This is a genomic window from Shinella sp. 838, from assembly GCF_029623935.1.
Taxonomy (GTDB): domain Bacteria; phylum Pseudomonadota; class Alphaproteobacteria; order Rhizobiales; family Rhizobiaceae; genus Shinella.
In genome coordinates this window covers 130,422-155,920 of record NZ_JARSBQ010000011.1, presented here as the reverse complement: position 1 = coordinate 155,920, position 25,499 = coordinate 130,422, and the positions used below count along the sequence as shown (strand labels likewise).

The 25,499-nt window shown below is 64.0% G+C and carries 29 protein-coding genes; 15 read left to right on the top strand and 14 right to left on the bottom strand.

Features of this window, described 5'->3' with window-relative positions:
• Positions 1-65 precede the first annotated feature (65 nt).
• Entirely contained in the window at positions 66-386 is a 321-nt protein-coding gene (locus tag P9A16_RS26335; RefSeq protein ID WP_023516477.1) for a DUF1476 domain-containing protein, read from the bottom strand.
• Between the two features lie 225 nt (positions 387-611).
• Between P9A16_RS26335 and purC the strand changes: the two genes are divergently transcribed.
• From purC to P9A16_RS26310, 5 genes are all read left to right on the top strand, one after another.
• Positions 612-1,376, top strand: a complete 765-nt coding sequence (purC, locus tag P9A16_RS26330) for a phosphoribosylaminoimidazolesuccinocarboxamide synthase (RefSeq protein WP_024271230.1) — start codon at positions 612-614, stop codon at positions 1,374-1,376.
• Between the two features lie 28 nt (positions 1,377-1,404).
• Entirely contained in the window at positions 1,405-1,647 is a 243-nt protein-coding gene (gene purS / locus P9A16_RS26325; protein ID WP_023517061.1) for a phosphoribosylformylglycinamidine synthase subunit PurS, read from the top strand.
• 54 nt (positions 1,648-1,701) lie between these two features.
• Positions 1,702-1,923 (top strand): hypothetical protein, encoded by a 222-nt coding sequence (locus tag P9A16_RS26320; protein WP_246200445.1) that lies wholly within the window; start codon positions 1,702-1,704, stop codon positions 1,921-1,923.
• Entirely contained in the window at positions 1,920-2,591 is a 672-nt protein-coding gene (gene purQ / locus P9A16_RS26315; RefSeq protein WP_023516240.1) for a phosphoribosylformylglycinamidine synthase subunit PurQ, read from the top strand. Before P9A16_RS26320 ends, purQ begins: the two co-directional genes overlap by 4 nt.
• A gap of 175 nt (positions 2,592-2,766) precedes the next feature.
• Positions 2,767-3,159 carry a hypothetical protein gene (locus tag P9A16_RS26310; protein WP_023516239.1) on the top strand — a complete coding sequence of 131 codons (393 nt, stop codon included), beginning with the start codon at positions 2,767-2,769 and terminating at the stop codon, positions 3,157-3,159.
• A gap of 13 nt (positions 3,160-3,172) precedes the next feature.
• Here P9A16_RS26310 and P9A16_RS26305 read toward each other — a convergent pair whose 3' ends face one another.
• Positions 3,173-3,388, bottom strand: a complete 216-nt coding sequence (locus P9A16_RS26305; RefSeq protein WP_023516238.1) for a DUF1127 domain-containing protein — start codon at positions 3,386-3,388, stop codon at positions 3,173-3,175.
• A 95-nt stretch (positions 3,389-3,483) separates the two neighbouring features.
• On the opposite strand from P9A16_RS26305, the gene P9A16_RS26300 reads away from it, so the two are divergent.
• The 6 genes from P9A16_RS26300 to P9A16_RS26275 all read left to right on the top strand — a co-directional run bounded on the left by P9A16_RS26300 (position 3,484) and on the right by P9A16_RS26275 (position 9,601).
• Positions 3,484-4,902 (top strand): aminotransferase-like domain-containing protein, encoded by a 1,419-nt coding sequence (locus P9A16_RS26300; protein ID WP_023516237.1) that lies wholly within the window; start codon positions 3,484-3,486, stop codon positions 4,900-4,902.
• Between the two features lie 105 nt (positions 4,903-5,007).
• Positions 5,008-7,245, top strand: a complete 2,238-nt coding sequence (gene purL, locus P9A16_RS26295; protein ID WP_023516236.1) for a phosphoribosylformylglycinamidine synthase subunit PurL — start codon at positions 5,008-5,010, stop codon at positions 7,243-7,245.
• 18 nt (positions 7,246-7,263) lie between these two features.
• Positions 7,264-7,497: a BolA/IbaG family iron-sulfur metabolism protein gene (locus P9A16_RS26290; protein WP_023516235.1), complete on the top strand. Its 234-nt coding sequence runs from the start codon at positions 7,264-7,266 to the stop codon at positions 7,495-7,497.
• 9 nt (positions 7,498-7,506) lie between these two features.
• On the top strand, positions 7,507-7,767 hold the full coding sequence (locus tag P9A16_RS26285; RefSeq protein WP_023516234.1) for a hypothetical protein: 261 nt from the start codon (positions 7,507-7,509) through the stop codon (positions 7,765-7,767).
• A 163-nt stretch (positions 7,768-7,930) separates the two neighbouring features.
• Positions 7,931-8,266, top strand: a complete 336-nt coding sequence (gene grxD / locus P9A16_RS26280; protein ID WP_023516233.1) for a Grx4 family monothiol glutaredoxin — start codon at positions 7,931-7,933, stop codon at positions 8,264-8,266.
• A 129-nt stretch (positions 8,267-8,395) separates the two neighbouring features.
• A complete protein-coding gene (locus tag P9A16_RS26275; RefSeq protein WP_037408706.1) occupies positions 8,396-9,601 on the top strand; it encodes a multidrug effflux MFS transporter in 1,206 nt (401 codons plus the stop codon).
• A gap of 129 nt (positions 9,602-9,730) precedes the next feature.
• Here P9A16_RS26275 and P9A16_RS26270 read toward each other — a convergent pair whose 3' ends face one another.
• The 4 genes from P9A16_RS26270 to rpsD all read right to left on the bottom strand — a co-directional run bounded on the left by P9A16_RS26270 (position 9,731) and on the right by rpsD (position 13,072).
• A complete protein-coding gene (locus P9A16_RS26270; RefSeq protein WP_023516781.1) occupies positions 9,731-10,552 on the bottom strand; it encodes an inositol monophosphatase family protein in 822 nt (273 codons plus the stop codon).
• A complete protein-coding gene (gene ttcA / locus P9A16_RS26265) occupies positions 10,539-11,420 on the bottom strand; it encodes a tRNA 2-thiocytidine(32) synthetase TtcA (protein WP_023516780.1) in 882 nt (293 codons plus the stop codon). Before ttcA ends, P9A16_RS26270 begins: the two co-directional genes overlap by 14 nt.
• Before the next feature lie 31 nt (positions 11,421-11,451).
• The gene (locus tag P9A16_RS26260; RefSeq protein ID WP_023516779.1) at positions 11,452-12,381 is read right to left on the bottom strand and encodes a glutaminase; all 930 of its coding nucleotides are present in this window, start codon (positions 12,379-12,381) and stop codon (positions 11,452-11,454) included.
• Between the two features lie 73 nt (positions 12,382-12,454).
• Positions 12,455-13,072, bottom strand: coding sequence for a 30S ribosomal protein S4 (gene rpsD, locus P9A16_RS26255; RefSeq protein ID WP_023516778.1), 618 nt, complete (start codon positions 13,070-13,072; stop codon positions 12,455-12,457).
• 334 nt (positions 13,073-13,406) lie between these two features.
• Between rpsD and P9A16_RS26250 the strand changes: the two genes are divergently transcribed.
• A complete protein-coding gene (locus P9A16_RS26250) occupies positions 13,407-14,399 on the top strand; it encodes a TerC family protein (RefSeq protein WP_023514535.1) in 993 nt (330 codons plus the stop codon).
• Between the two features lie 3 nt (positions 14,400-14,402).
• Here P9A16_RS26250 and P9A16_RS26245 read toward each other — a convergent pair whose 3' ends face one another.
• The 6 genes from P9A16_RS26245 to P9A16_RS26220 form a co-directional block, all read right to left on the bottom strand.
• Positions 14,403-15,914 carry an ATP-binding protein gene (locus P9A16_RS26245; RefSeq protein WP_278026036.1) on the bottom strand — a complete coding sequence of 504 codons (1,512 nt, stop codon included), beginning with the start codon at positions 15,912-15,914 and terminating at the stop codon, positions 14,403-14,405.
• A 129-nt stretch (positions 15,915-16,043) separates the two neighbouring features.
• On the bottom strand, positions 16,044-16,331 hold the full coding sequence (locus P9A16_RS26240; protein WP_023514533.1) for a HigA family addiction module antitoxin: 288 nt from the start codon (positions 16,329-16,331) through the stop codon (positions 16,044-16,046).
• Positions 16,332-16,344: 13 nt separating this feature from the next.
• Positions 16,345-16,623 (bottom strand): type II toxin-antitoxin system RelE/ParE family toxin, encoded by a 279-nt coding sequence (locus P9A16_RS26235; protein WP_023514532.1) that lies wholly within the window; start codon positions 16,621-16,623, stop codon positions 16,345-16,347.
• A gap of 37 nt (positions 16,624-16,660) precedes the next feature.
• A complete protein-coding gene (gene murI, locus P9A16_RS26230) occupies positions 16,661-17,422 on the bottom strand; it encodes a glutamate racemase (RefSeq protein ID WP_037408711.1) in 762 nt (253 codons plus the stop codon).
• Between the two features lie 73 nt (positions 17,423-17,495).
• Positions 17,496-18,329 (bottom strand): RNA methyltransferase, encoded by an 834-nt coding sequence (locus P9A16_RS26225; RefSeq protein WP_037408709.1) that lies wholly within the window; start codon positions 18,327-18,329, stop codon positions 17,496-17,498.
• Between the two features lie 174 nt (positions 18,330-18,503).
• Complete coding sequence (locus tag P9A16_RS26220) at positions 18,504-19,079, bottom strand: hypothetical protein (RefSeq protein WP_023514529.1); 576 nt, start codon at positions 19,077-19,079, stop codon at positions 18,504-18,506.
• Between the two features lie 214 nt (positions 19,080-19,293).
• On the opposite strand from P9A16_RS26220, the gene P9A16_RS26215 reads away from it, so the two are divergent.
• Positions 19,294-20,508: an NADP-dependent isocitrate dehydrogenase gene (locus tag P9A16_RS26215; protein WP_023514528.1), complete on the top strand. Its 1,215-nt coding sequence runs from the start codon at positions 19,294-19,296 to the stop codon at positions 20,506-20,508.
• A 111-nt stretch (positions 20,509-20,619) separates the two neighbouring features.
• Positions 20,620-21,258, top strand: coding sequence for a glutathione S-transferase family protein (locus P9A16_RS26210; RefSeq protein WP_023514527.1), 639 nt, complete (start codon positions 20,620-20,622; stop codon positions 21,256-21,258).
• Positions 21,259-21,417: 159 nt separating this feature from the next.
• Here P9A16_RS26210 and P9A16_RS26205 read toward each other — a convergent pair whose 3' ends face one another.
• Positions 21,418-22,287 (bottom strand): AraC family transcriptional regulator, encoded by an 870-nt coding sequence (locus tag P9A16_RS26205; RefSeq protein ID WP_023514526.1) that lies wholly within the window; start codon positions 22,285-22,287, stop codon positions 21,418-21,420.
• A gap of 180 nt (positions 22,288-22,467) precedes the next feature.
• Between P9A16_RS26205 and P9A16_RS26200 the strand changes: the two genes are divergently transcribed.
• Positions 22,468-24,147 carry a SulP family inorganic anion transporter gene (locus tag P9A16_RS26200; RefSeq protein WP_023516795.1) on the top strand — a complete coding sequence of 560 codons (1,680 nt, stop codon included), beginning with the start codon at positions 22,468-22,470 and terminating at the stop codon, positions 24,145-24,147.
• 41 nt (positions 24,148-24,188) lie between these two features.
• Here the strand turns inward: P9A16_RS26200 and P9A16_RS26195 are convergent, their stop codons facing one another.
• Entirely contained in the window at positions 24,189-25,415 is a 1,227-nt protein-coding gene (locus P9A16_RS26195; protein ID WP_024271233.1) for a GGDEF domain-containing protein, read from the bottom strand.
• Positions 25,416-25,499: the final 84 nt, after the last annotated feature.

Sequence of the window (25,499 nt, the reverse complement as noted above, 5' to 3'; positions counted from 1 at the left end):
TCGAAAAAAGCCGCCCGGCAGTACCGGACGGCTTTTCGAAACATGGTATCGCGGCAGAGCGCCGATCAGCCCACTTCGAGCTGCGCGATGGCGACGGCCAGGAGCTCGATCATCTGGACGCGGATTTCGTCTTCGCTGCGGGCAATGCCGGCAGCATCGAAATCGGCCTTGACCTTGCGCACGACGTCCTCGTGGCCGACTTCCTCGAAATCGGCGGCAACGACTTCCTTGGCATAGGCGTCCGCCTCGCCGTCGGTCTTGCCAAGCAGGCCCGCGGCCCACAGGCCGACCAGCTTGTTGCGGCGTGCTTCGGCCCTGAAGCGTAGCTCCTCGTCCAGCGCGAACTTGGCCTCGAAGGCCTTTTCCCGATCCTGCATGTTCGTCATCGATGACTCCCGTAGATTCTTTAACCCGTTAGGCTCCCGCCCATAAATCAAAACGACGGCAAAAGTGCAATGCGAACTTTCGTGACCGCGCCGGCTTCCCGCAAAGGCCGGAAAACGGGGGATCGACAGCGACAGCGATTGTTAAAGTGCGGCATTTCGTTTATGGGAGCGCAAACGAACGACACCTGCGCGGGCCCAAACGCGCCAACAACAGAGACAAAATCCATGAACCGTCGCCGCCGTATCTACGAGGGCAAGGCCAAGATCCTGTACGAGGGTCCCGAGCCGGGCACGCTGATCCAGTTCTTCAAGGATGATGCGACCGCCTTCAACAAGAAGAAGCACGATATCATCGACGGAAAGGGTGTACTGAACAACCGGATTTCCGAGTACATCTTCACCCAGCTCAACAAGATGGGCATCCCGACGCACTTCATCCGCCGGCTCAACATGCGCGAGCAGCTGATCAAGGAAGTCGAGATCATCCCGCTTGAAGTGGTCGTGCGCAACGTCGCCGCCGGCTCGCTGTCCAAGCGCCTCGGCATCGAAGAAGGCACCGTGCTGCCGCGCTCGATCATCGAGTTCTATTTCAAGGCCGATGCGCTCGAAGACCCGATGGTCTCCGAGGAGCACATCACCGCTTTCGGCTGGGCAAGCCCCCAGGAACTCGACGACATCATGGCGCTCGCCATTCGCGTCAACGACTTCCTCTCCGGCCTCTTCCTCGGTGTCGGCATCCAGCTCGTCGATTTCAAGATCGAGTGCGGCCGTCTCTATGAAGGCGACATGATGCGCATCATCATCGCCGACGAGATCTCGCCCGACAGCTGCCGCCTCTGGGACATCGCCACCCAGGAGAAGATGGACAAGGACCGCTTCCGCCGCGACATGGGCGGCCTGGTCGAAGCCTATCAGGAAGTGGCCCGCCGCCTCGGCATCATCAACGAGAACGAGCCCGTGCGCGGCACCGGCCCGGTTCTGGTGAAGTAACACGCCTCCCAAGGATGGACAGACAGACATGATCAAGGCACGCGTAACGGTTACGCTCAAGAATGGTGTTTTGGACCCGCAGGGCAAGGCGATCGAAGGCGCCCTCGGCAGCCTCGGCTTCGACGGCGTCGGCCAGGTCCGCCAGGGCAAGGTCTTCGACCTGGAGCTCGCGACCGCCGACCGCGCCAAGGCCGAGGCCGACCTCAAGGCCATGTGCGACAAGCTGCTGGCCAACACGGTAATCGAGAACTATACTATCGCCCTCGCCTGACGGTTGAAGGAGACGATGGTGACGGATATCTCTCAGGGACTGATGTAAGAGCTTATGAAGCGTATCCAGTCCGACCTTGTCACGCTTAAGGACGGCCAGAGAGATATGCGGCAGGATATCGTAAGTCTGCGAAATCACATGCATGTCATGCAAGGGGACATCAACAACCTGCACGGCAGCATGGCACAGGTATTGACACGCCTCGACCGTATCGAAAACCGCCTCGAACTGCGTGAACTCGCCGAGGCCCAGGCAAGGTTTGAACCACACCCATGAAGTCCGCCGTCGTCCAACTTCCCGGCCTCAATCGTGACCGCGACATGATCGCGGCGCTGACCAAGATCTCCGGCCAGGCGCCGGTCACCGTCTGGCAGACGGAAACGGAACTGCCGGATGTCGACCTGATCGTCATCCCGGGGGGCTTCTCCTACGGCGACTATCTGCGTTGCGGCGCGATTGCCGCCCGCATGCCGGTCATGCAGGCGATCAAGGCCAAGGCCGAGGCCGGCGTGAAGGTGCTGGGCGTCTGCAACGGCTTCCAGATCCTGCTCGAATCCGGCCTGCTGCCCGGCGCGCTGATGCGCAATGCCTCGCTGAAATTCGTCTGCCGCGAAGTGAAGCTGGAAGTGGTGAACGCCGAGACCGACTTCACCCGCGCCTACGACAAGGGTCAGGTCATCCGCTGCCCGGTCGCCCATCACGACGGCAACTATTTCGCCGACGCCGAGACGCTGGCCGCCGTCGAAGGCAATGGCCAGGTCGTGTTCCGCTATGCGGAAGGCACCAATCCGAACGGCTCGATCAACGACATTGCCGGCGTGATGAACGCGAAGGGCAACGTGCTCGGCCTGATGCCGCACCCGGAAAACCTCATCGAAGCCGCCCATGGCGGTTCCGACGGCCGCGGCCTCTTCGCCTCGGTGCTCGACGTCATCGCGGCTTGAGACGCCTCGAAAAACCTTTGGGCCGGGAGTGATTGCGATCTGCCGGCCCGCGGGTTCATGCCGATTCCAGGGATTGGCTCGGATGACGCGTTCCCGGTGCTTCCGACCGTTTCGTCAGGCTCTCTTAACGCCCTGTTGCTATCAAGGGCGCGTGTCCATCCCCGAAAGGCCTTCCATGCGCTCTCTCCTCGCCGCAAAGTTCCTCCTGCCGCTTCTCGCCGCCGCAGGTCTTGTGGCCTGCCAGGCGAAGGCACCCGCACCGAAGGTCAACGGCGCGGCCTTGCCGACCATGGAGCGTGTCGCGCTCGGCGCCAACAGCTGCTGGTTCAAGTCGGGCGACCCCGCCTTCAAGGCCTATCGCCTTGCGCCGGAGCTGAACTCCTTTTCCGGTCGCCCGCGCATCCTCGTCGTCCATCGCAATTCGCCGGAAGCGCGCCCGCTGCTCGTCGTGCAGGCGGAAGGCAATCCGGCGAAGCTCGACGCTTTCGGCCCGCTGATGGGCGAGGCTGCCGGCGCCCGCATCGCCACCGACGTCAAGCGCTGGGCCGGCGGCGGCAAGGGCTGCTGACCGCAGCCTCCCTTCAATCCCAATAGATCGACTTGCGGATTTCCCGCGTTGCTTCGGCACGGCTGACGCCGATGTCGCGAAGCTGTTCGTCCGTCATCTCGACCAGCGCGTGGCGCGTGCGCCGCGTGATGCTCCAGGCATGGCAAGCGCACCAGGCGTGATGCAGCAATGCGCGCAGGCCGGCGGGTCGATTGCACGCCTCCTCGACGAAGATTGTATCAATTGCCATAATCATTTCTCCTGAGGCTTCACAAGCCTTCACAGCAAGCGGTGCATTCAGGAAATAATTGACTCTCCACGCGGTGCAATCTAAGAATTGGCACCATGACAAATTGGCTTCCCGACCTGCAGGCCTCCGATGGCCCGCTCTATGTGCGCATTGCCGATCAGATCGAGCAGGCGATAAGCACCGGCATGCTCGCCTCCGGCAGCAAGCTGCCGCCGCAGCGCAACCTCGCCTATGACATCGGCGTCACCATCGGCACCGTCAGCCGCGCCTATACCATGGTGCGCGAGCGCGGCCTCGTCAGCGGCGAGGTCGGGCGCGGCACCTATGTGCTGGGCTCGGCGCAGGACAACGACCCGGCCGCCGTCGATCCGGTCAGCGCGAAGCTGGTGGGCACCCGCGCGGCGAATGCACCGCCCGGCAAGCTGCGCTTCGACACGACGGCTGCCACCGATGTCGGCCAGTCTGGCGTCGTCACCGACATGCTCACGGACATCTGCCGGGAACAACCGAACGAGATCGCCAGCTACACCCGCAATTTTCCTGTGCAATGGCTGGAGGCCGGGAGGCGCTGGCTGAAGCGGGACGACTGGCAGCCGGCAATCGAGAGCATCGTGCCGACGCTCGGCGCCCACGCCGCCGTCATCGCCGCCGTCTCGGTCATCACCGCCCCCGGAGACCGCATCGTCTTCGAGCACGTCACCTATTCGCAGGTGAGCCGCGGCACCGCCCTCATCGGCCGCCAGACGGTGCTGGTCGAATCGGATGCCCATGGCGTGATCCCGGAGGATTTCGAGCGGGTCTGTGTGCAGCAGCACCCGAAACTCGCCTTCCTCATGACATCCGGCCAGAACCCGACGCTGAGCATCATGCCGGAGGAGCGCCGCCGCGCCATCGCCGCCATCGCCCGTCGGCACAATGTCTTCCTCATCGAGGACAATCTTTATGGCGGCACGGTCGACGCCGGCATTCCGCTTCTGGCGGAAATTGCCCCCGACCGGACCTTCCTCGTCGGCGGCCTGTCGAAGAGCGTTGCGGCCGGGGTGCGCGGCGGCTGGATCGCCTGCCCGCCGCACCTTGCCCAGCGCGTGCGCATCGCCCACAAGATGGTCAGCGGCGGCCTGCCCTACCTGCTTGCCGAACTCGGCGCCCGTCTGGTGCTTTCAGGCATGGCGGATGCCATCCGCACGAAGGTTTCCGCTGAGGTCGAGGCCCGAGAGGCGCATGCGCGAGAAATCTTCGCGGGGCTCGATTTCAATTCGCATCCGCGCGTTCCCTTCCTCTGGCTGAAGCTGCCGGACCCGTGGCTGTCGGGCACGTTCCGCCAGGCGGCATTCGCCGAGGACATCCTCATCGACGACGAGGACGAGTTCAAGGCCGGCCGCTCGGAGAGGACGTTCTACCGGGTACGCATCGGCCTCTCCTCGCCGGACAGCCGCGCGGATGTCGTTGCCGGCCTCCAGCGGCTGCGCCGGCTCATCGCCCATGGCCCGACGGGCTATGACAGTCCGGCCTGAAAACGCGCCGTTTCGGCTGTGATCGGGGTCATTTTCCTGTCGCGCTGCAGGGCAGCATAGGTTAAAGAGACCGCAATCCTGCCCTCCACGACAAGACGAGCGACGATGACCATTTCGAACACCCGCCCGATCACCCCGGAGCTGATTGCCGCCCACGGGCTGAAGCCCGATGAATACGACCGAATCCTCTCGCTGATCGGCCGCGAGCCGACCTTCACCGAACTCGGCATCTTCTCGGCCATGTGGAACGAGCACTGCTCGTACAAGTCCTCCAAGCGCTGGCTGCGCACGCTGCCGACCAAGGGGCCACGCGTCATCCAGGGTCCGGGCGAAAATGCCGGCGTGGTCGATATCGACGACGGCGACTGCGTCGTCTTCAAGATGGAGAGCCACAACCACCCGTCCTATATCGAGCCCTACCAGGGCGCGGCGACGGGCGTCGGCGGCATTTTGCGCGACGTCTTCACCATGGGCGCGCGGCCGGTCGCGGCGATGAACGCGCTGCGCTTCGGCGCGCCGGATCATCCGAAGACCCGCCACCTCGTTTCCGGCGTCGTCGCCGGTGTCGGCGGCTACGGCAATTCCTTCGGCGTGCCGACCGTCGGCGGCGAAGTGGAGTTCGACCCGCGCTACAACGGCAACATCCTCGTCAACGCTTTTGCCGCCGGTCTTGCCAAGTCCAACGCGATCTTCCTTTCGGAAGCCAAGGGCGTCGGCCTGCCGGTCGTCTATCTCGGCGCGAAAACCGGCCGTGACGGCGTCGGCGGCGCGACCATGGCCTCGGCCGAGTTCGACGAGTCGATCGAAGAGAAGCGCCCGACCGTGCAGGTCGGTGACCCCTTCACCGAAAAGTGCCTGCTGGAGGCCTGCCTCGAACTGATGCAGACCGGCGCCGTCATCGCCATCCAGGACATGGGTGCGGCCGGCCTCACCTGCTCGGCCGTCGAAATGGGCGCAAAGGGCGACCTCGGCATCGAGCTGAACCTCGATCTCGTGCCGGTGCGCGAAGAACAGATGACCGCCTACGAGATGATGCTGTCGGAAAGCCAGGAGCGCATGCTCATGGTTCTGGAGCCCGCCAAGGAGGAGGTCGCCAAGGCGATCTTCGTCAAGTGGGGCCTCGACTTCGCCATCGTCGGCTACACGACGGACGACCTGCGCTTCCGCATCCTGCACCAGGGCGAGGAAGTCGCCAACCTGCCGATCAAGGATCTCGGCGACCAGGCCCCGGAATACGACCGGCCCTGGCGCGAACCAGGCAAGCCCGCACCGCTGCCGGCGAACCTTGTCGCCGAGCCCGCCAACTATGGCGAGGCGGTATTGAAGCTCGTCGGCTCGCCGAACCAGTCGAGCCGCCGCTGGGTCTACGAGCAGTACGATACGCTGATCCAGGGCAATTCGCTGCAGATCCCCGGCGGCGATGCCGGCGTCGTGCGCGTGGAAGGCCATGCCAGCAAGGCCCTCGCCTTCTCCTCCGACGTCACGCCGCGCTATGTCGAGGCCGACCCGTTCGAGGGTGGCAAGCAGGCCGTAGCGGAATGCTGGCGCAACATCACGGCGACCGGCGCCGAGCCGCTCGCCTCGACCGACAACCTGAACTTCGGCAATCCGGAAAAGCCCGAGATCATGGGCCAGTTCGTCAAGGCCATCCAGGGCATCGGTGAAGCCTGCCGGGCGCTGGACTTCCCGATCGTCTCCGGCAACGTCTCGCTCTACAACGAGACGAACGGCGTCGCGATCCTGCCGACCCCGACCATCGCCGGCGTCGGCCTCCTGCCCGACTGGTCGGTCATGGCCAAGATCGGTGGCGCGAAGGACGGCGACCAGCTCGTTCTGATCGGTGTCGACGGCAGCCATCTCGGCCAGTCCGTCTATCTGCGCGACGTAGCCGGCCTCGTCGACGGCCCGGCACCGGAAGTCGATCTCCACGCCGAACGCCGCAACGGCGATTTCGTGCGCTCGGCCATCCGCAACGGCCAGGTCACCGCCTGCCACGACATCTCCTCCGGCGGCCTCGCTGTCGCGCTTGCAGAGATGGCGATGGCCTCCGGCAAGGGCGCAACGGTCGATCTTTCCGCGGCGAACGGCCCGGCCCATGCCCTGCTCTTCGGCGAAGACCAGGCACGCTACGTGCTCGCCGTCCCGGCCGATCTTGCGGGCTTCCTGTGCGCCAATGCGGAAGGTGCCGGCATACCGTTCCGTCGCCTCGGCACGGTCGGTGGCGATGCCCTCGTGGTGGACGGTCTCCTGTCGCTGCCGATTGAGCAATTGCGCGACACCCATGAATCGTGGTTCCCTGACTTCATGGATGGCAACGGCAACGCCGCTGCCGCCGCAGAATAACAGTAAGGGGAAGCGCACATGCCTATGTCACCCGGCGATATCGAAGACATGATCAAATCCGGCATTCCCGGAGCAAAGGTGGTCATCCGCGATCTTGCTGGCGACGGCGATCACTACGCCGCCGAAGTCGTCGCGGAAGCCTTCCGCGGCAAGACCCGCGTGCAGCAGCACCAGATGGTCTACGATGCGCTGAAGGGCAATATGGGCGGCATCCTGCACGCCCTCGCCCTCCAGACCTCGATCCCGGAGTAAAATCCGCCCATGGCCGATCTCATCAAGGAACTCGTCAGCGGCGTGGTCGATGCAGCCCTCAAGGAGGTGCTGAAGAAGACCGGCGTGCGCAAGGCCTCGACCCGGCGCACGCGCCGCAAGACGACGACGCGCAAGAAGGCGTCCGGCGGGCTCCTCGGTGACATCATCGAAGCCGCGCTGAAACCGGAAAAGAAGCCGGCCAGGCGCCCGCGCAAACAGGTGAGCCGCCGTCGCACGGCGGCAAGCCGCAGCCGCCAGCGCAGCCGCTGACCGGACGACCGGGCGCGGCGAACGCGCAACACCGTAGAAATGCTAAGGGAGCCCCGCACGTTTTTTGTGGCGGGGCTTCTGGCATTTGTCACACGAGATTGTTATCTAGGGCGAATGGTTCATCGCATCGGCCCTTGAAGCCGATTTGCTAGGGAATACGGCTATGAGTGGCATCCACGATTTCATCGAAAACGAAGTGAAGACGAACGACGTCGTCCTGTTCCTGAAGGGCACGCCGGAATTCCCGCAGTGTGGGTTCTCCGGTCAGGTCGTGCAGATCCTCGACTACGTGGGCGTGGGCTACAAGGGCATCAACGTGCTTGCCGACGCCGACATCCGCCAGGGCATCAAGGACTATTCCAACTGGCCGACCATCCCGCAGCTCTATGTGAAGGGTGAGTTCATCGGCGGTTGCGACATCGTGCGCGAAATGTTCCAGTCGGGCGAGCTGCAGTCTCACCTTCAGGAACAGGGTATTTCGATCAAGGGCGCTGCCTGACGCTTTACGGTCTTTCCGAAGACCCCGAGCTTTTCAAAGGCGCCGCACCCCAGCGGCGCCTTATCTCTTTCATGGATTAATGTGATTATGTCTGGACTTTCCCCCGAAGCTTCCCAGCGCCTGAATGGCATGGGCAAGATAGAATTCATTGCGCTCATGGCGCTTCTCATGGCGCTCAACGCGCTCGCCATCGACATCATGCTGCCCGGTCTGCAGGAGATCGGCGCCAGCCTCGGCGTAGAGAATGAGAACCACCGGCAATATGTCATTTCCGCCTACCTGATCGGCTTCGCCTTCGCGCAGCTGGTCTACGGGCCGATCTCCGACCGGTTCGGCCGGCGCATTCCCATGTTCATCGGTCTGGCCATCTACATCGTCTCGTCGCTCGCCGCGATTCTCGTACCGAGCTTTGCCGCGCTTCTGGCGCTGCGCGTCATCCAGGGCATCGGTTCGGCCGCCATGCGCGTCATCACCATCTCGATCGTCCGCGACATTTTCGGCGGGCGCGCGATGGCGGAGGTCATGTCGCTGATCATGATGGTGTTCATGGTCGTTCCGGTACTGGCGCCGGGCACCGGCCAGGTCGTCATGCTGTTCGGCGAATGGCACCTCATCTTCGTCTTCATGGCGGTCATGGCGGCCGTCATCTGGGCATGGATGTATTTCCGCCTGCCGGAAACCCTGCATCCCGAAGATGTGCGTCCCTTCACGGTGCGTTCGGTCCTCGACGGTTTCCGCATCGTTCTGACGAACCGCGTCGCCCTCTGCTACACGCTCGCAAGTACCTTCATCTTCGGCGCCCTGTTCGGCTTCATCAACTCGGCGCAACAGATCTATGTCGGCATCTACGGGCTCGGCGTCTGGTTCCCGGTCGCCTTTGCCGGCGTCGCCGCCTTCATGGCGCTGTCGTCCTTCGTCAATGCGCAGCTCGTCGGCAAGTTCGGCATGCGGCGCCTGTCGCATGGTGCGCTGGTGGGCTTCCTCGGCGTCAACACGCTGTGGCTGCTCCTGACGCTCGTCTGGACGCCGCACCTGCCGTTCGCCATCTTCATCGTGCTCTTCGCACTGTCGATGTTCCAGTTCGGCTGGATCGGCTCCAACTTCAACTCGCTCGCCATGGAACCCCTCGGCCATGTCGCCGGCACGGCCTCCTCGGTGCTCGGCTTCATGGGCACCGCCGGCGGCACGATTTTGGGCGCCATCATCGGCCAGGCCTTCAATGGCACGGCCCTGCCGCTGGTCATGGGCTTCTTCGTGCTGTCGATCATCGGCCTGATCTTCGTCTTGATCGCCGAGCACGGAAAGCTGTTCCAGCCGCACAACAAGCCGGTTTGACAGGGAACACCCTGCTTCCTTCCGCCATCGTCGGGCTCGCCCCAAGGATGACAAGGGAGAAAGGACGGAGATAAAGAAAAGGCCCGGCTGCGGACGCAACCGGGCCTTTTTGCTGGAATGAAATATACCTCAGTCGACGAAGACTTCGCGGCGCAACATCTCCCAGCTGTCCTTGTCGGGCGCGACCAGCAGGCCGCCCTCGACATGGTGCGGCTTGTAGGCCGAGCCGTCGAAGCGGGCGGCATAGGCACCCGCCTCCTGGGCGATGAGCGTGCCGGCAAGGTGATCCCAGGGCATCAGCTTGTTGTACATGAGGTAGTGCAGGTGGCCGCCGGCAAAGGTGCGGTACTCGTGCGCGGCGCAACGATAGTTGGAAACGAAGGCGACCTTTGCGAGGTTCGACAGGATACGCGCCCGGCGCTCCCGGTCAAGAAAACTCGTCGAGGCCATGCCGGTCATCGCTTCCAGCGGCGCACCGCCGCGCGTCTTCAGCCGCACGGCCGGCCGGTGATCGCCGGTCTGCCAGGCGCCGCCGCCCTTTTCCGCCATGACGAAATCGTCGCCCATCGGGTCATAGATGATGCCGCCGACCGTTTCGCCGCCGGAGACGATCGCCGCCATGACGCCGAAGAGCGGTACGCCCGAGGCGAAATTGAAAGTGCCGTCGATCGGGTCGACGACGATCGCGACATCCGCATCCTTGAGCTTGGGCAGAAGGGCCGGGTCGGCCGCGACCGATTCCTCGCCGACGAACAGCACGCCCGGAAACTGCGCCGTCACCTCGCGCTTGATGAAGCGTTCGGCCGCCTCGTCGGCTTCCGTCACCAGGTCGTTGGCATCCGCCTTGGTGCGGATATCACCCTTGGCAAGCGCACGGAAGCGCGGGCGGATTTCCGCCTCGGCCGCCTGTGCAAGCACGAGAGCGAGGGCATTGATATCAATCGTCGTCATGGGGCCTTACCGTTTCGAGGGAGGAGAAATCGAAAAGTTTCGGGTCGAGAAGATGGGACGGATTGGTGTGGCCGAGCGCACGCAGCATGGCGTCCTTGCGGCCCGGCATGCGCGTTTCGATGTCCGCCAGCATCGCCTTCATCGCATTGCGCTGCAGCCCGTCCTGCGAGCCGCAGAGATCGCAGGGAATGATCGGGAACTGCATGGCGGCGGCGAACTTGGCGAGATCGTCCTCCGCCGCATAGGCGAGCGGACGCAGCACCATGAGGTCGCCTTCATCGTTCAAAAGCTTCGGCGGCATGGCGGCGAGCCGCCCGCCGTGGAAGAAATTCATGAAAAAGGTTTCGAGAATATCCTCGCGATGGTGACCGAGCACCAGCGCATCGCAGCCCTCCTCCCGGGCGACGCGATAGAGATTGCCGCGCCTGAGGCGCGAGCACAGCGAACAATAGGTCGCCCCCGACGGCACCTTCTCCTTCACGATGGAATAGGTGTCCCGGTACTCGATCCGGTGTTTGACGCCGATCGAGGCAAGATAGTCCGGCAGGATATGCTTCGGAAAATTCGGCTGGCCCTGGTCGAGATTGCAGGCGATCAGCTCGACCGGCAGGAGGCCGCGCCATTGCAGGTCCATCAGCAGGGCAAGCAGGCCATAACTGTCCTTGCCGCCGGATAGGCCGACGAGCCAGCGTTTCTGGCCCTTCAGCATGGAAAAATCATCCATCGCCTGCCGCACCTGCCGGAGCAGGCGCTTGCGCAGCTTGTTGAAGGAGACGCTGGAGGGCGCATCCGCAAAGAGCGGATGGCGGCCGGTCTCCGGTGCGTCGTCGTCGGTGTCAGCAAAGGCCAGGGTCGTTGATGCCGTCATGGGCCTGCAATGCCCCGAACCGGCCGCACAATCAAGCCCCGAACACCGACCAGCCCGTGCGCGCCGCCAGCATTTCGAGCGCCAGCGAGCCGAGAAGCGAATTGCCGTTCTCGTTGAGCCCCGGCGACCAGACGGCGACCGACGCCTTTCCGGGCGCGACGGCCAGGATTCCGCCGCCGACACCGCTCTTGCCCGGCAGGCCGACGCGATAGGCGAAGTCGCCCGAGCCGTCGTAGTGGCCACAGGTCAGCATGAGTGCGTTGATACGCCGCGCCCGAAGGTGCGAGACGACCCGGTGGCCGGTCAGCGGATTGGTGCCGCTGTTGGCGAGGAACAGCCCTGCCCTGGCGAGCTGCCGGCAGCTCATTGCCAGCGCGCACTGATGGAAATAGACACCGAGCACCAGTTCGGCCGCATGGTCGAGCTTGCCGAAGGAGCGCATGAAATTGGCGAGCGCGAAATTGCGGAAGCCCGTCGCCTGCTCCGAGCGCGCGACGTCCTGGTCGATGATGATATCGTCCTCATCCGCGAGATAACGCAGGAACCGCACGACCTCGCCGATCGCTTCCTTCGGTGTATGTCCGGCCAGCACGAGGTCGGTGATGGCGATCGCCCCGGCATTGATGAAGGGATTGCGCGGGATGCCGCCCTCATGCTCGAGCTGGACGATAGAATTGAAAGCCGAGCCGGACGGCTCGCGCCCGACACGCTTCCAGATCGCCTCACCGTGTTTGCCAAGGGCCAGCGTAAGGGTGAAGACCTTGGAAATGCTCTGGATGGAGAAGGCTTCTTCCGCATCGCCGGCAAGGTGCACCGCACCGTCTGTGGTGACCACGGCGATGCCGAATTTTTCCGGATCCACATGGGCAAGCTGCGGAATGTAGTCCGCCACCCTGCCCTCGCCGCGCCGTGGCGACAGCGCCGCGTGGATCTCCTCGACGATACCCTGCAAGTCCGTCATCCCGTTCCCCCGAAACGAAAAAGCCGCCAATCTCTTGGCGGCTTTTCCAGATTGCGCAAGGTGTCTTCAGCGATTAACGCGAGTAGAATTCGACGACCAGGTGCGGTTCCATGACGACGGCGTAGGGCACGTCGGAGAGAACCGGGATGCGAACGAAGGTCGCGGTCATCTTGTTGTGGTCGGCTTCGATGTAGTCCGGAACGTCGCGTTCAGCCAGGCCAACGGATTCGAGAACCGTGACGAGCTGCTTGGACTTTTCCTTGACTTCGATGACGTCGCCCGGCTTGCAACGGTAGGAACCGATGTTGACGCGGACGCCGTTGACCTTGACGTGGCCGTGGTTGACGAACTGACGGGCAGCAAAGACCGTCGGAACGAACTTGGCGCGGTAGACGATCGCGTCGAGGCGCGATTCGAGCAGACCGATCAGGTTTTCCGGGGTGTCGCCCTTGCGGCGCTCAGCTTCGGCGAAGATCGCACGGAACTGCTTCTCGCGGATGTCGCCGTAGTAGCCCTTCAGCTTCTGCTTGGCGCGGAGCTGAACACCGAAGTCCGAAAGCTTGGACTTGCGGCGCTGGCCGTGCTGGCCCGGGCCGTACTCGCGGCGGTTGACCGGGGACTTCGGACGGCCCCAGATGTTTTCGCCCATGCGGCGGTCGATTTTGTACTTGGATGCAGCGCGCTTGCTCATCGCATTTCCTCTTGGTCTTGTTATCGCCTGCCCGTTGCCGGACCGGCTGAAGGAAACACGCCCTCCTCTGAACCTTTTCCGAGGTTCCGACAGGCTTCTCACGATCGCGACCGGAGAATCCACGGGACATGTCAAATGAAACACCGGACATTTCTGCCCGGCGTTGACGGGGTCATTAGGCAGTTTTCAAAAATTTGTCAACGCATCTTGCAGGAGGAATTCGCCTTGCCTATCTTCCCCGGCAGTAACAGCCCCGGGCCCCTCTGACTTGTGCCTTGCCGGACCTCGTGATGTCGAGGCTGTATCACCAACATATCCGGCAAGGGAAACTGTCATGGATTTTCTGTGGCTTGACTTCCAGGGCACTGCCGTCTGGATGTGGCTGTCGTTCATCGCAATCGTTCTCGCCCTCCTCGCGCTCGATCTCGGCGTTCTCCACAAGGAGAACAAGGAAATCGGCATCAAGGAGAGCCTTCTTCTTTCCACCTTCTATATCGGTCTTGGCCTCGCCTTCGGCGGCTTTGTCTGGTTCCAGTCCGGCGCACAGGCCGGCGTCGAATACCTGACGGGTTTCGTCGTCGAAAAGAGCCTTGCGATGGACAACATCTTCGTCATCGCGATGATCTTCGGCTATTTCGCCGTCCCCCGGCAATATCAGCACCGCGTGCTGCTCTGGGGTATCCTCGGCGTGATCGTCCTGCGCGGCATCATGATCGCCGCGGGTGCCGCCGTCATCGAGAACTACGGCTGGGTGCTCTACATCTTCGCCGCCTTCCTCGTCTTCACCGGCATCAAGATGCTGTTCTCGTCGGACGAAGCCTATGATGTCGCTTCAAACCCGCTCCTGAAACTGCTGCGCCGCCGCCTGCCGGTGACCGACACGCTGCACGGCGACCGCTTCCTCGTCCGCCAGCCCGATCCGAAGACCGGGCGCCTGCGCACCTACGTGACGCCGCTGCTGCTCGCCCTGGTGCTCGTCGAATTCGCCGACCTCGTCTTCGCGGTCGATTCGATCCCGGCGATCTTCGCCATCACGACGGATCCGTTCATCGTCTACACGTCGAACATCTTCGCGATCCTCGGCCTGCGCGCGCTGTATTTCGCCCTTTCGGCCCTGATCCACCGCTTCGCCTATCTGAAGTATGCGCTGGCGACGGTGCTCATCTTCATCGGCTCGAAGATCTTCGTCGCCGACATGCTGGGCCTTGCGAAAATCCCGCCGATGGTTTCGCTCGGCGTGACGGTCACCATCCTTGCAGCCGGCATCTTCGGCTCGCTCTGGGCGACCCGCAAGGACGGTGAGAAGGCGATTGCCGAAGACGCGTAAACCTCACTCCGCGGCGGCGGGATGGGTGTCCGTCAGATCGGGCCCATTCGCGTCGCCCGGCTGGGTCTCGCAGCCAAGATCCGGGAAAGCGACGATACGGTGGCCGGCAAGATCGCTGTGCACGACCACCAGCCCCTGCTCCTCGAAGTAACCGAGAAGGCGGCGCGCGCGGCGGGCGGAATGGGTTCCGTAGGCGCGCGCGATCCGCGCATCGGAGGGGCAGGCAAGCCCGCGCACGGCAGCCTGCGCCACCAGCAGGAACACACCCTGCAGATCCTCGGTGACGCTGCGGGAAAGATCGAGCGCCCGGCCCCAGATTTCGGTCGCCGCGGTCTCGGCATCGACCCCGGAGCGCGCGACCGCCATCTTGCGGCGGAAGGCCGGCAGCGAAAGCGGCGCGCCCGGCACGCGGCGGATGCGGCAACGCACGAGGAAATCCTGAAAAAGCTCTGCATCGGCCCGGAAGGCCGCCTCGGGATTGCCGAGGATTTCGGCAAGCGCCTGGTCGAGCAGGCCCTCGCGCTCCTCTGCGGAGATTTCCGGCGCCGGCGCCTTCGTTTCCGCCTGCACCGGTTCCGGCCGAACGCGGGACAGTTCGGCGAGAATGTCCGTCGTCGGGCGCGGCGCAGGCGGTGCACGGCGGACGAGCGGACGGGAAAACTCGTCCGGATCGGGCGTGAAGATCAAATCCTCGACATCCGGCAGGGCATCCGGCAACGGCATCAGCTTGGGGCTGGTCGAGCGTGCGGAGGTCTCCACCGTACCGATCGTCACCGGCAAAGGACGGCGCGACAGCGCCGGGCCGAGCGCGACGAAGGAGCCGCGCGGCAGGTCGCGGAACATTTCCGCCTGCCGACGGTCGAGGCCGAGCAGGTCGGCGGCACGCGCCATGTCGATATCGAGAAAGGTACGGCCCATCAGGAAGTTGGAGGCCTCGGCCGCGACGTTCTTGGCAAGTTTTGCGAGGCGCTGCGTGGCGATGACGCCGGCAAGGCCGCGCTTGCGGCCACGGCACATCAGATTGGTCATCGCGCCGAGCGAGAGTTTGCGCGCCTCTTCGGAGACTTCACCGCTGACGGCGGGCGCGAAAAGCTGCGCCTCGTCGACGACGACGAGCACCGGATACCAGAAATCCCGGTCCGCATCGAACATCGCATTGAGGAAGATTCCGGCCGCACGCATCTGCTCGTCGGCCTCCAGCCCTTCCAGCGAAAGCACGCAGGAGACCCGATGCTGGCGGATACGGTTGGCGATGCCGACAAGCTCGGCCTCCGTGCGCTGGCCATCGACCACGACATGGCCGAACCGGTCGGACAGCGTGACGAAATCACCCTCGGGATCGATGATGACCTGCTGAACCCATTGGGCGGATTGTTCGAGCAGGCGCCGCAGGAGATGCGACTTTCCCGAGCCCGAATTTCCCTGCACCAGGAGACGCGTCGCCAGCAGCTCCTCGATATCGAGCCTGGCCGGTGCGCCGCCCTGCACCGTCCCCATGTCGATGCCGACCTTCATCCCGTTCCTCGTCTAAAAATTCCTGATTCGCCGGCCGCCACCGGATATCAGGCATGCCCTAACACGAAACACGCAGCCGTCACGCCCGGCTTCTTGAAAGAATCCACAAGGTTCTCACCGCTTTTGTGCTCAAGCGGCCTTCTCATCAAGCGGCTGGACATCGGGTTGCTCACGCTGCATCGCCTGAGCCAGATCGAAATTGACCTGCATGGCAAGCCAAGCGCGCGCGGTGCTGGCCCCCGCCCGTTCAAGGCGCAGGGCAAGATCAGGGCTGACGGCGGCGCGGCCGTGCAAAACACGCGAAAGCGCGACTCGGGACATGCCGAGTCGGCCGGCCGCATCCGTTACAGACAAACCGAGCGGCCGAAGCACGTCCTCACGGAGCAATTCGCCGGGATGGGGAGGAAGTTTCATCATCGCTACAATCCTCTCAATGATAATCCTGGTAATCGACCAGTTCGACATCGGCTCCGATGAAGCGGAAGGTCACCCGCCAGTTGCCGTTCACCCAGACCGACCAATGCCCCTTCATGTTTCCCTTGAGAGGGTGAAGCTTGAAGCCTGGCAGATTGACGTCGGCAGGCGCGCTCGCAACGTCCAGCAAGCCGAGGATACGCCCTAACTTGGCGGCGTGAGATGCCTGGATCCCCTTCGTCGATCCCGACGTGTGGAAGAGTTCCAGGCCTTTGTGTCGGAAACTGACGATCATGGCAAAATGTATCGCGTATCGATACGCGATACAAGCTTCAGACGACCCGGAGCCCGAACCCCTGCATCAGCCGGCGTGTCGAAAAATCCGGTTTGCCCGAGGTGAAGACAGCAATGTCCTCGCCGGGGGCGAGGGTTTCTAGCGGCGGCACGAGACGGCGCGCCTGGCGGGCGATGGCCTCGGCCGGGTCGAGCCAGTCGACCGGCCAGGGGGCGAGCTTGCGGAAGAGATTGGCCATGAACGGGTAGTGCGTGCAGGCGAGCACGACGATATCCGTCTTGCGGCCGTCCTCGTCGACGAAACAGGGCGCGATCTCGGCGCGCACGGCATCGTCGGAAAAGGTCTCGCCGCGGATATAGGCTTCCGCCATGCGGGCGAGGTTTTCCGAGCCGACGAGGCGCACGTCGCACTGGCTGGCGAAGGACTGGATGAGGTCGCGCGTGTAGGCGCGCTTCACCGTGCCGGGCGTCGCGAGCACCGAGACGAGGCCGGAACGGGTGCGCTCGGCGGCGGGTTTGATGGCAGGCACGGTGCCGACGAAGGGCATGTGCGGGAATGCGGCGCGCAGGTCCGCTCCCACCAGCGTGAAGGCCGTGTTGCAGGCGATGACGCTGATTTCCGGATCGTGCTCGGCAAGCAGTCCTTCGAAGAGATCGATGACATGCGTCTTCAGCGTCGGCTCTTCCCAGCCGCCGTAGGGAAAACCGGCATCGTCGGCCACATAGGTGAAATGCCGCTCGGGCATCAGCACGCGCGCCTCACGCAGAACGGTCAGGCCACCGATGCCGCTGTCGAACATCAGGATGGGCTTTGCCGTCTGTTCCGGAGCCTTGCCGAGTAAGGAACCGGCCGCCGACTTTTCGGGAAAGGGCCTATTCGTCGTCACGGGGCACCTTCGGCCGACGATTGCGGGTGCGGTTCGGATTGCTCGCGCCGCGCGGCGATTCGCGGGTGAAACGATCGAGGCAGGAGATGATGCCGCGCATGACCTGGATCTCCGTGCCGGTGAAGGAAGGGCGCGTCAGGATGGCGCGCAGGTTCTCCACCAGTTTTGGCTTTTTTTCGGCAGGCCGGAAGTAGCCGCGCGCGTCCAGCGTCTCCTCCACATGATCGAAGAGCCCCTGCAGCTCCTCCTTCTTGGCCGGGCGCTGTGGCAGCGCGTCGAAGGGCGTATCCTCGACGGAGGCAAGGCCGCTCTTCATCCATTCGTAGCTCATGAGGAGCACGGCCTGGGCGAGGTTGAGCGAGGCGAAGGCGGGATTGACCGGAAAGGTCACCAGTTCGTCGGCGAGCGCGATCTCCTCGTTGGTGAGGCCCGTGCGCTCGCGGCCGAAGAGGATGCCGGTCTTTTCGCCAGCGCGGAAGCGCGTGCGCAGGTCGTCGGCGGCAACCACGGGCGAGCGAACTTCCTTGTAGCCATAGCGGTCGCGTGCCGTCGTCGCATAGACGAATTCGAGATCGGCGACGGCCGCTTCCAGGGATGGATAGACCTTCGCCGCCTCGATGACGTGATCCGCCTTGCTGGCCGCGGAAATCGCCTTCTCGCTCGGCCAGCCGTCGCGCGGGTTGACCAGGCGCAGCTCGGCAAGGCCGAAATTCGCCATGGCGCGCGCCACCATGCCGATATTCTCGCCGAGTTGCGGATGAACGAGAATGATCGCCGGTCCTTCGGCGATCAGCGTGCGTTCGCTGTTCGTGCCTGCCATGCCCATATGTCCCTAAAGCATGTCACGCAAAAGTGTGCCGCGGTTTTGCGCTACCGACATGCGAAAATCAAAAATCCAAGGCGCCGGAAGCGAATCCGAAGGACCGCGGCGCGCGCGCTTTGGAAAGATGGGCCTCACTGGCACAATACGCCGGAAATGAAAAGCGCCAGCCGCCTATTCCGGGGATTCGGCGGCGCTGCCGCTACCACCGTTGGCGCCAGCCTCGGCGATCTCCAGCATTTCCTTCTTCAGGGAGGCGCCATCCTCGAAGCTGGGACGCTCGATATCGTCGATGACCGCCCTTCCGTCCTCCTCGATCACCTTGAAGACCAGCTTTTCCGGCTGCCAGTCGCTGGCCCGCTCGCCGAAGCAATGGCTGTTGTCGAAGGTCACGGTCACGTCTTCCGCGCCGTTTGCCGGCTGCCCCTCGGCGGTCGCCACGTCCTTCAGCGCGCAGCCGTCCTGTCCGCCGATGATCGGATCGTAGTCGAAGGGCGAGCCGCCGTCGTCATAGGCCGGGAACTTCGCCGCCTCCTTGTATTTCGCGACGAAATCCTTGCTGTAGAGACGCTTCAGGAAATCCTCGGAGAAGTAGTCGGTATAGGGCGGCGGCGTATCGGTATCCGTGCCCATGTCCTGCCAGTTGGCCGTGGCGGCCGCCATGACCTCCGCGACGGGCGCCTTGAAATCGGCAGCCTCGACGGAAACGGGAAGCAGAAGGGCGAGCGCCACGAAACCGAAACGCGACATCATATTCTCCATTGGATGACGGCGGACCGGAGCGGCCGCCCGAGAGCCTTCCTGAAACGGAATTTTGGCGAAACTTATTCTCAACCCCGGCGAAAATAAACCGTCTCGGTAATTGGTTGTCTTTGCCTTCCCGGCCGCGAGTGCTATAGGGCCAAGCGTTCCTTTCAAGTCCACGATCCGGGGCGCTAGGCCCCGACAAAACACGAGGCTCTCCATGGCAAAGATCAAGGTCGCCAACCCCGTCGTCGAACTCGACGGCGATGAGATGACGCGCATCATCTGGCAGTTCATCAAGGAAAAGCTGATCCATCCTTACCTGGATATCGACCTCCACTATTACGACCTCGGCATGGAAAACCGCGACGCCACCGACGACCAGGTGACGATCGACGCGGCGAACGCCATCAAGAAGCATGGCGTCGGCGTCAAGTGCGCCACCATCACGCCGGATGAAGCCCGCGTCGAAGAATTCAAGCTGAAGAAGATGTGGAAGTCGCCGAACGGCACGATCCGCAACATCCTCGGCGGCGTCATCTTCCGCGAGCCGATCATCTGCAAGAACGTGCCGCGTCTCGTTCCGGGCTGGACCAAGCCGATCATCGTCGGCCGCCACGCCTTCGGCGACCAGTACCGCGCCACCGACTTCAAGTTCCCCGGCAAGGGCAAGCTGACGATGAAGTTCGTCGGCGAGGACGGCAAGGAAATCGAATACGACGTGTTCGACGCCCCGTCCGCCGGCGTCGCAATGGGCATGTACAACCTCGACGATTCGATCACCGAATTCGCCCGCGCGTCGTTCAACTACGGCCTGCAGCGCAAGGTGCCGGTCTATCTCTCGACCAAGAACACCATTCTCAAGGTCTATGACGGCCGCTTCAAGGACATCTTCCAGCAGGTCTTCGACGCCGAATTCGCCGACAAGTTCAAGGAAGCCAAGATCTGGTACGAACACCGCCTGATCGACGACATGGTCGCCTCGGCGCTCAAGTGGTCCGGCGGCTATGTCTGGGCCTGCAAGAACTATGACGGCGACGTGCAGTCCGACATCGTCGCGCAGGGTTTCGGCTCGCTCGGCCTGATGACCTCGGTTCTGATGACGCCGGACGGCAAGACGGTCGAAGCCGAAGCCGCCCACGGCACGGTGACGCGCCACTACCGCCAGCACCAGAAGGGCGAGGAAACCTCGACCAACTCGATCGCCTCGATCTTCGCCTGGACGCGTGGCCTTGCCCACCGCGCCAAGCTGGACGGCAATGCGGAGCTGGCCAAGTTCTCCGAAACGCTGGAACGCGTCTGCGTCGAAACCGTCGAATCGGGCTTCATGACCAAGGACCTCGCGCTCCTCATCGGCCCCGACCAGCCGTGGCTCTCCACCACCGGCTTCCTCGACAAGATCGACGAGAACCTCAAGAAGGCCATGGCGGCCTGAGCCTGAAACGAGACTTCGCAAAGCCCGGCCCAGCGCCGGGCTTTTCTTTTGCATGCCCTTGCGCAGCCCGGCCCGCGCCCTATTCTCCCCTCGCCATAGGAGGAGGATACCATGGCCGAAGAGCTTGTTTTCTATAGCAACCCGATGTCGCGCGGGCGCATCGCCCGCTGGATGCTGGAGGAGGTCGGCGCGCCCTACCGCAGCGAATGGCTGACCTTCGAAGGCTCGATGAAGGCGCCGGAATACCTTGCGGTCAATCCCATGGGCAAGGTGCCCGCCATCCGCCATGGCAAGACCGTGGTGACGGAAGCCGCCGCCATCTGCGCCTACATGGCCGACGCCTTTCCCGAAGCCGGCCTTGCCCCGCCGGCAAACCTGCGCGGGGACTATTATCGCTGGATGTTCTTCGCGGCGGGTCCGGTTGAAATGGCGGTCTCGCTCAAGGCCTTCGGACTCAGCGTGCCGAAGGAACGCGAACGCAGCATCGGCTGCGGCAGCTATCAATCGGTGCTGGACGCCCTCTCCTTCGCCGTCACCCGCACGCCCTATATTGCCGGCGACGCCTTCACCGCCGCCGACGTCTATGTCGGCTCGCATATCAGCTGGGGCTTGCAGTTCGGCTCGCTGGAAACACGGCAGGAATATCAGGCCTACTGGGACCGTCTGAAGGATCGCCCGGCCTATCTGAAGGCCAAGGCGATCGATGACGAGGAGATGCATCGGCAGCTCGAAGCGATGAAGAAGAGCTAGGGCTGGCTGTCTTTGCCGCTTCTCTTTCTTTCGTGGTGGTCGGGTTCGGCCCGACCACCCGAACGCCCAGCACCCAGTAATGGGGATCCTCGGGCCGAGCCTGAAAGCGACAGGTCGGAACAATCACCTGCTGCAACTCTCCGCGCCGTGCTGCCGGCCTCAGGCCACCGCCGCCGCCCGCTGGAGCGGCAGGCAGATTTCCGTCAGGAGCTCGTTCGGCGGAACCTCGCGCGGATTGTTGAGATAGGTCTCGAACATCACCTCGTCGCGGATCGAGCGCCCCGAGGCGGGAAGCCATGTGGCGTAGAGCCAGCGATAGGCCGCGCCCATATTCGCATAGGGCCCCTGGTGGCGCAGCACAGCGTAGTCGCCTTCTGCGAGCGTGCGGCGCACGAGCGGCGCCTCAGCGGGAGCCTCCGTGCCCGCCGTCACGCAGGCGAAGGAGCGCAGCTTCGCCTCCGGCACGAGATCGGGATCATCAAGAAAGATGCCGATCATGCGCATGTCCGGCCGGAAGATGTTGCGGGAAAAGAGCGCGCCGTAAAGCGCCTCGAAGGCCTTTCCGATGCCCATATAGGAGCCGGAATGGGGAACCGCGAGCAGCGTCTGCTCGGGCATGGTGCGAATGGTCACGTCGAACATGCGGGAAGACTCCTTGTCGTTTTCGGGTTCATAGGCACGATGGGAGCCCTCCTTGCGGTAGCGTGCCGGCGGCAGGCCGTAGACTGCCGCAAAGGTACGGTTGAAGGACTGGAGGTTGGGGTACCCCCATCGCGCGGCGATGTCCCGGACGGAGCGGTCGCTGCGCACCAGATCGCCCGCCGCACGGTGCAGACGCAACCGGCGGACGGTACCCGCCAGCGTCTCGTTGTGTACGGCGCGGTAGACGCGGTGCCAGTGATAGGCGGAAAGGCAGGCGATCTCCGACAGCCGGTCGAGGTCGAGATCCTCTTCCAGATGCTCGTAGATATAGGCGGAAACCCTGAGCAGGCGCTTTTCATAGGCTGTCCAGATCTCGTTTTCACTCATGCCGTTTTCCTCTCGCCGGAACGCATTCAATCAAGCATGGCGCGATTTCACAAATCCTGCGCTTCTTCTTGCTCTGCAAATTTCGCATAGCCTTGCCTTGTGTCATTGCAAAAACGGGCGACTCGGCGTGAGATGCCCGCGCCGGCCCCTTTCTCCATCCTCCGGCCTTTCGAGGCACCCATGACCGATACCCTGATGCCGAAGCTCGCCAGCGTTTTCGCGGAGGGCTACGGCCCCGCGCGTTTCAAGGCCGATGCGCTGTCCGGCCTCACGGTGGCGATCGTCGCGCTGCCACTGTCCATGGCGATCGCCATCGCCTCGGGCGTCACGCCGGATCGCGGTCTCTACACCGCCATCATCGGCGGTTTCCTGGTTTCCGCCCTCGGCGGCAGCCGGTTTCAGGTGGGCGGGCCGGCAGGCGCCTTCATCGTGCTGGTCTCGGCGACGGTCGCCCGCCACGGCGTCGAGGGCCTGCTGCTCGCCACCCTGCTTTCCGGCATCCTGCTTGCGCTTGCTGGCTATCTCAGGCTCGGCAAATACATCAAGTTCATTCCCTATCCCGTGACGGTCGGCTTCACGGCCGGCATCGCCGTCATCATCTTCGCCAGCCAGATCGGCGAGCTGTTCGGCCTGAAGCTGGACGGGCGCGAGCCGGGGCCGATCCTCGACAAGCTCGAAGCACTATGGATCGCCCGGCCGAGCTTCAACCCGGCCGCCTTCGGCGTCGCCGGGCTTACCGTCGCCGTCATCCTCCTCCTGCGCCGCTTCCGCCCGAGCTGGCCGAACCTCCTCATCGCCGTCACCGTCGCCTCGTTCGCCACCGCGCTCCTCTCGCTGCCGGCAGATACGATCGGCAGCCGGTTCAACGGCATTCCGCGTGGCCTGCCCTTGCCGGCGCTACCGTCCTTCTCGCCGGAACTCGTCATCGCCGTGCTGCCGGATGCCGTCGCCTTCGCCCTGCTCGGCGCCATCGAATCGCTGCTCTCGGCCGTCGTCGCCGATGGCATGACGGGGCGCAGGCACCGCTCCAGCATGGAACTGGTCGCCCAGGGATTCGCCAATGTCGGTTCGGCGCTGTTCGGCGGCATCTGCGTGACGGGCACCATCGCCCGCACCGCAACGAATGTGCGCTCCGGCGCCACCAGCCCGGTCTCGGGCATGCTGCATGCACTCTTCCTGCTGCTCTTCATGCTCGTGGCCGCGCCGCTCGCCAGCTACATCCCGCTCGCCGCGCTTGCAGGCGTGCTCGCGGTCGTCGCGTTCAACATGGTGGAGCGCCCGGCCATCGCCGCCCTCTTCCGCTCTTCGCGCGGCGATGCGGCAGTGCTCGTCGTCACCTTCCTGCTCGTCGTCTTCCGCGACCTGACGGAGGGCATCGTAGTCGGCTTCCTCATCGGCGCGGTGCTGTTCATCGATCGCATGGGCAAGGCCGTCGCCATCCGTGAGGAGACCGTGCCGCGCGTCGTGCGCGCCATCGAGAATGCCGGGGAGGACAGCGGCCTGCCAGAGCGGCCGGTCGTCGCCAACGATCCGGACACCGTGATCTACCGCATCAGCGGCGTCTTCTTCTTCGGCGCAGCCGCCAGCGTCGGCTCGGTGCTCGACCGCATCGCCGACCAGCGGCGCAACTTCGTGCTCGACTGCGCCGACGTGCCGCTGCTCGATTCGACCGCCGCCAGCGTCATCGAAGGCCTGGTGCGCAAGGCAGAGCGGGCCGGCGTGCGCGTCTTCATCACCGGGCTGAAGCCCGACATGCGCCGCCTGCTGGAAGCCCACGAGCTGCACGCCCCGCGCGTCACCTTCACCGCGACGCTGGAAAGCGCGCTGGAGGAGATCGCGACATTCCCACCATCGCGCTGAAGCCATTCGGGCGGGCGCGTAAAGAGGATCTCTGAAAGGCCTCAGCCGGTGCGGGCAACATCCGCCGTGACAGGCGACTTCATGCGCTCGGCGAGACCGGGAAGGCCCAGCGAAGGCGCCGCACGCTTCACCTGGTTGCGGCCCGCCTCCTTGGCCGCATAGAGCGCGCCGTCGGCCGCCGAATGCAGGCGGTCGAAATCCGCCCCGAAGGTCGCGACATCGGCAAGGCCGATGCTGACCGACACGGCGATCTCATGCTCTTCCGTGGGGATCGGCAACGCGGCCACCGTGTGCCGCAGCCCCTCGGCGAAGGGTTCGGCACAGGCCATGTCGCGCCCGGGCGCAAAGAGCGCGAACTCCTCGCCGCCGAAGCGGCAGAACAGCATGCCCGTTTCGAGACGCGCGGCGACCAGCGCGGAAAACCGCTTCAGCACGAGATCGCCCGCGACATGGCCGTAGGTGTCGTTGATCGCCTTGAACCGATCAAGGTCGAAAATCATCAGCGTGCCCTGCGGCCGGTCGGCAAGCCGCTTCTGCATGTCGTCCAGGAAGGAGCCGCGATTGGCGATGCCGGTCAGCGCATCGGTGCGCGAGGCCTGGCGGTAGAGCGCCTCGCCGCGCTCCTTGATCAGCACCAGCATGGCGACGGCGGCCAGGATCGTGTGGGCGAAGAGTTCCAGCGAGAAGAGCGCAAACCAGGCGGAATAGGCGGTGCCATGGCCGAAGGCCGCGGGCAGCATGATCGCCATGGGGATGCGCAGACCGTAGATGACGCCGTGGCTGACGAAGAAGGCGGCAGCAAGCGTGCGGGTCGGCAGCGGCTCGGCGCGGCGCCCGCGCCAGATATCGGCGCCGATCCACAGCGAATAGGCCGCGATGATGACCGAGGTGACGATGATGCGGTTGTTCACGTCCGCCGTCACCTGCGGCACGAAGAGATAGGCAAGGGCCCAGAAGAGCGGGCCGGAAAGGATGACCGCAAGATGCGCGCGGCGGCGGTCGAAGACGCGAAAACCGGCCCACATGAAGGCGTAGCCGAAGGCGGCGAGCAGATTGCCGAGGCCAACGGTGAGGAGCGGCGGGCCCACGGCACGAAGGGCGAAGAGCAGCGTGCAAAGCGAGCCGACCCACATGGACAGGCACCAGTAGCCGGCTGCCCTGTGCCGCCGGTCCGTCAGCCAGAGCTGCAGCATGAAAATCCCGACGATGGTGGTCGACAGGAACGTACAGATCATCAAGGTTGAAATACTGATGACGTCTTCAATCAAAACACCCACTCCGCACGCGCAGGATGCTAGGGATAAACCTTGAAGACTTCGCAAACAAAAGCGGCGGGCCGAAGCCCGCCGCCA

What these genes read in the sequence shown, in the direction of transcription:
- purC (WP_024271230.1), top strand. Translation starts at nt 612, where the DNA reads ATGAACCGTCGCCGCCGTATCTACGAGGGCAAGGCCAAGATCCTGTAC.
- P9A16_RS26290 (WP_023516235.1), top strand. Translation starts at nt 7,264, where the DNA reads ATGCCTATGTCACCCGGCGATATCGAAGACATGATCAAATCCGGCATT.
- P9A16_RS26240 (WP_023514533.1), bottom strand. Translation starts at nt 16,331, where the DNA reads ATGATGAAACTTCCTCCCCATCCCGGCGAATTGCTCCGTGAGGACGTG.
- P9A16_RS26310 (WP_023516239.1), top strand. Translation starts at nt 2,767, where the DNA reads ATGCGCTCTCTCCTCGCCGCAAAGTTCCTCCTGCCGCTTCTCGCCGCC.
- murI (WP_037408711.1), bottom strand. Translation starts at nt 17,422, where the DNA reads ATGTTCGACAGCGGCATCGGTGGCCTGACCGTTCTGCGTGAGGCGCGC.
- P9A16_RS26335 (WP_023516477.1), bottom strand. Translation starts at nt 386, where the DNA reads ATGACGAACATGCAGGATCGGGAAAAGGCCTTCGAGGCCAAGTTCGCG.
- P9A16_RS26205 (WP_023514526.1), bottom strand. Translation starts at nt 22,287, where the DNA reads ATGAGTGAAAACGAGATCTGGACAGCCTATGAAAAGCGCCTGCTCAGG.
- P9A16_RS26250 (WP_023514535.1), top strand. Translation starts at nt 13,407, where the DNA reads ATGGATTTTCTGTGGCTTGACTTCCAGGGCACTGCCGTCTGGATGTGG.
- P9A16_RS26300 (WP_023516237.1), top strand. Translation starts at nt 3,484, where the DNA reads ATGACAAATTGGCTTCCCGACCTGCAGGCCTCCGATGGCCCGCTCTAT.
- P9A16_RS26320 (WP_246200445.1), top strand. Translation starts at nt 1,702, where the DNA reads ATGAAGCGTATCCAGTCCGACCTTGTCACGCTTAAGGACGGCCAGAGA.
- P9A16_RS26235 (WP_023514532.1), bottom strand. Translation starts at nt 16,623, where the DNA reads ATGATCGTCAGTTTCCGACACAAAGGCCTGGAACTCTTCCACACGTCG.
- P9A16_RS26305 (WP_023516238.1), bottom strand. Translation starts at nt 3,388, where the DNA reads ATGGCAATTGATACAATCTTCGTCGAGGAGGCGTGCAATCGACCCGCC.
- P9A16_RS26210 (WP_023514527.1), top strand. Translation starts at nt 20,620, where the DNA reads ATGGCCGAAGAGCTTGTTTTCTATAGCAACCCGATGTCGCGCGGGCGC.
- P9A16_RS26275 (WP_037408706.1), top strand. Translation starts at nt 8,396, where the DNA reads ATGGGCAAGATAGAATTCATTGCGCTCATGGCGCTTCTCATGGCGCTC.
- P9A16_RS26200 (WP_023516795.1), top strand. Translation starts at nt 22,468, where the DNA reads ATGACCGATACCCTGATGCCGAAGCTCGCCAGCGTTTTCGCGGAGGGC.
- rpsD (WP_023516778.1), bottom strand. Translation starts at nt 13,072, where the DNA reads ATGAGCAAGCGCGCTGCATCCAAGTACAAAATCGACCGCCGCATGGGC.
- P9A16_RS26215 (WP_023514528.1), top strand. Translation starts at nt 19,294, where the DNA reads ATGGCAAAGATCAAGGTCGCCAACCCCGTCGTCGAACTCGACGGCGAT.
- P9A16_RS26270 (WP_023516781.1), bottom strand. Translation starts at nt 10,552, where the DNA reads ATGACGACGATTGATATCAATGCCCTCGCTCTCGTGCTTGCACAGGCG.
- purQ (WP_023516240.1), top strand. Translation starts at nt 1,920, where the DNA reads ATGAAGTCCGCCGTCGTCCAACTTCCCGGCCTCAATCGTGACCGCGAC.
- P9A16_RS26285 (WP_023516234.1), top strand. Translation starts at nt 7,507, where the DNA reads ATGGCCGATCTCATCAAGGAACTCGTCAGCGGCGTGGTCGATGCAGCC.
- purL (WP_023516236.1), top strand. Translation starts at nt 5,008, where the DNA reads ATGACCATTTCGAACACCCGCCCGATCACCCCGGAGCTGATTGCCGCC.
- grxD (WP_023516233.1), top strand. Translation starts at nt 7,931, where the DNA reads ATGAGTGGCATCCACGATTTCATCGAAAACGAAGTGAAGACGAACGAC.
- purS (WP_023517061.1), top strand. Translation starts at nt 1,405, where the DNA reads ATGATCAAGGCACGCGTAACGGTTACGCTCAAGAATGGTGTTTTGGAC.
- ttcA (WP_023516780.1), bottom strand. Translation starts at nt 11,420, where the DNA reads ATGACGGCATCAACGACCCTGGCCTTTGCTGACACCGACGACGACGCA.
- P9A16_RS26245 (WP_278026036.1), bottom strand. Translation starts at nt 15,914, where the DNA reads ATGAAGGTCGGCATCGACATGGGGACGGTGCAGGGCGGCGCACCGGCC.
- P9A16_RS26220 (WP_023514529.1), bottom strand. Translation starts at nt 19,079, where the DNA reads ATGTCGCGTTTCGGTTTCGTGGCGCTCGCCCTTCTGCTTCCCGTTTCC.
- P9A16_RS26260 (WP_023516779.1), bottom strand. Translation starts at nt 12,381, where the DNA reads ATGACGGACTTGCAGGGTATCGTCGAGGAGATCCACGCGGCGCTGTCG.
- P9A16_RS26225 (WP_037408709.1), bottom strand. Translation starts at nt 18,329, where the DNA reads ATGGCAGGCACGAACAGCGAACGCACGCTGATCGCCGAAGGACCGGCG.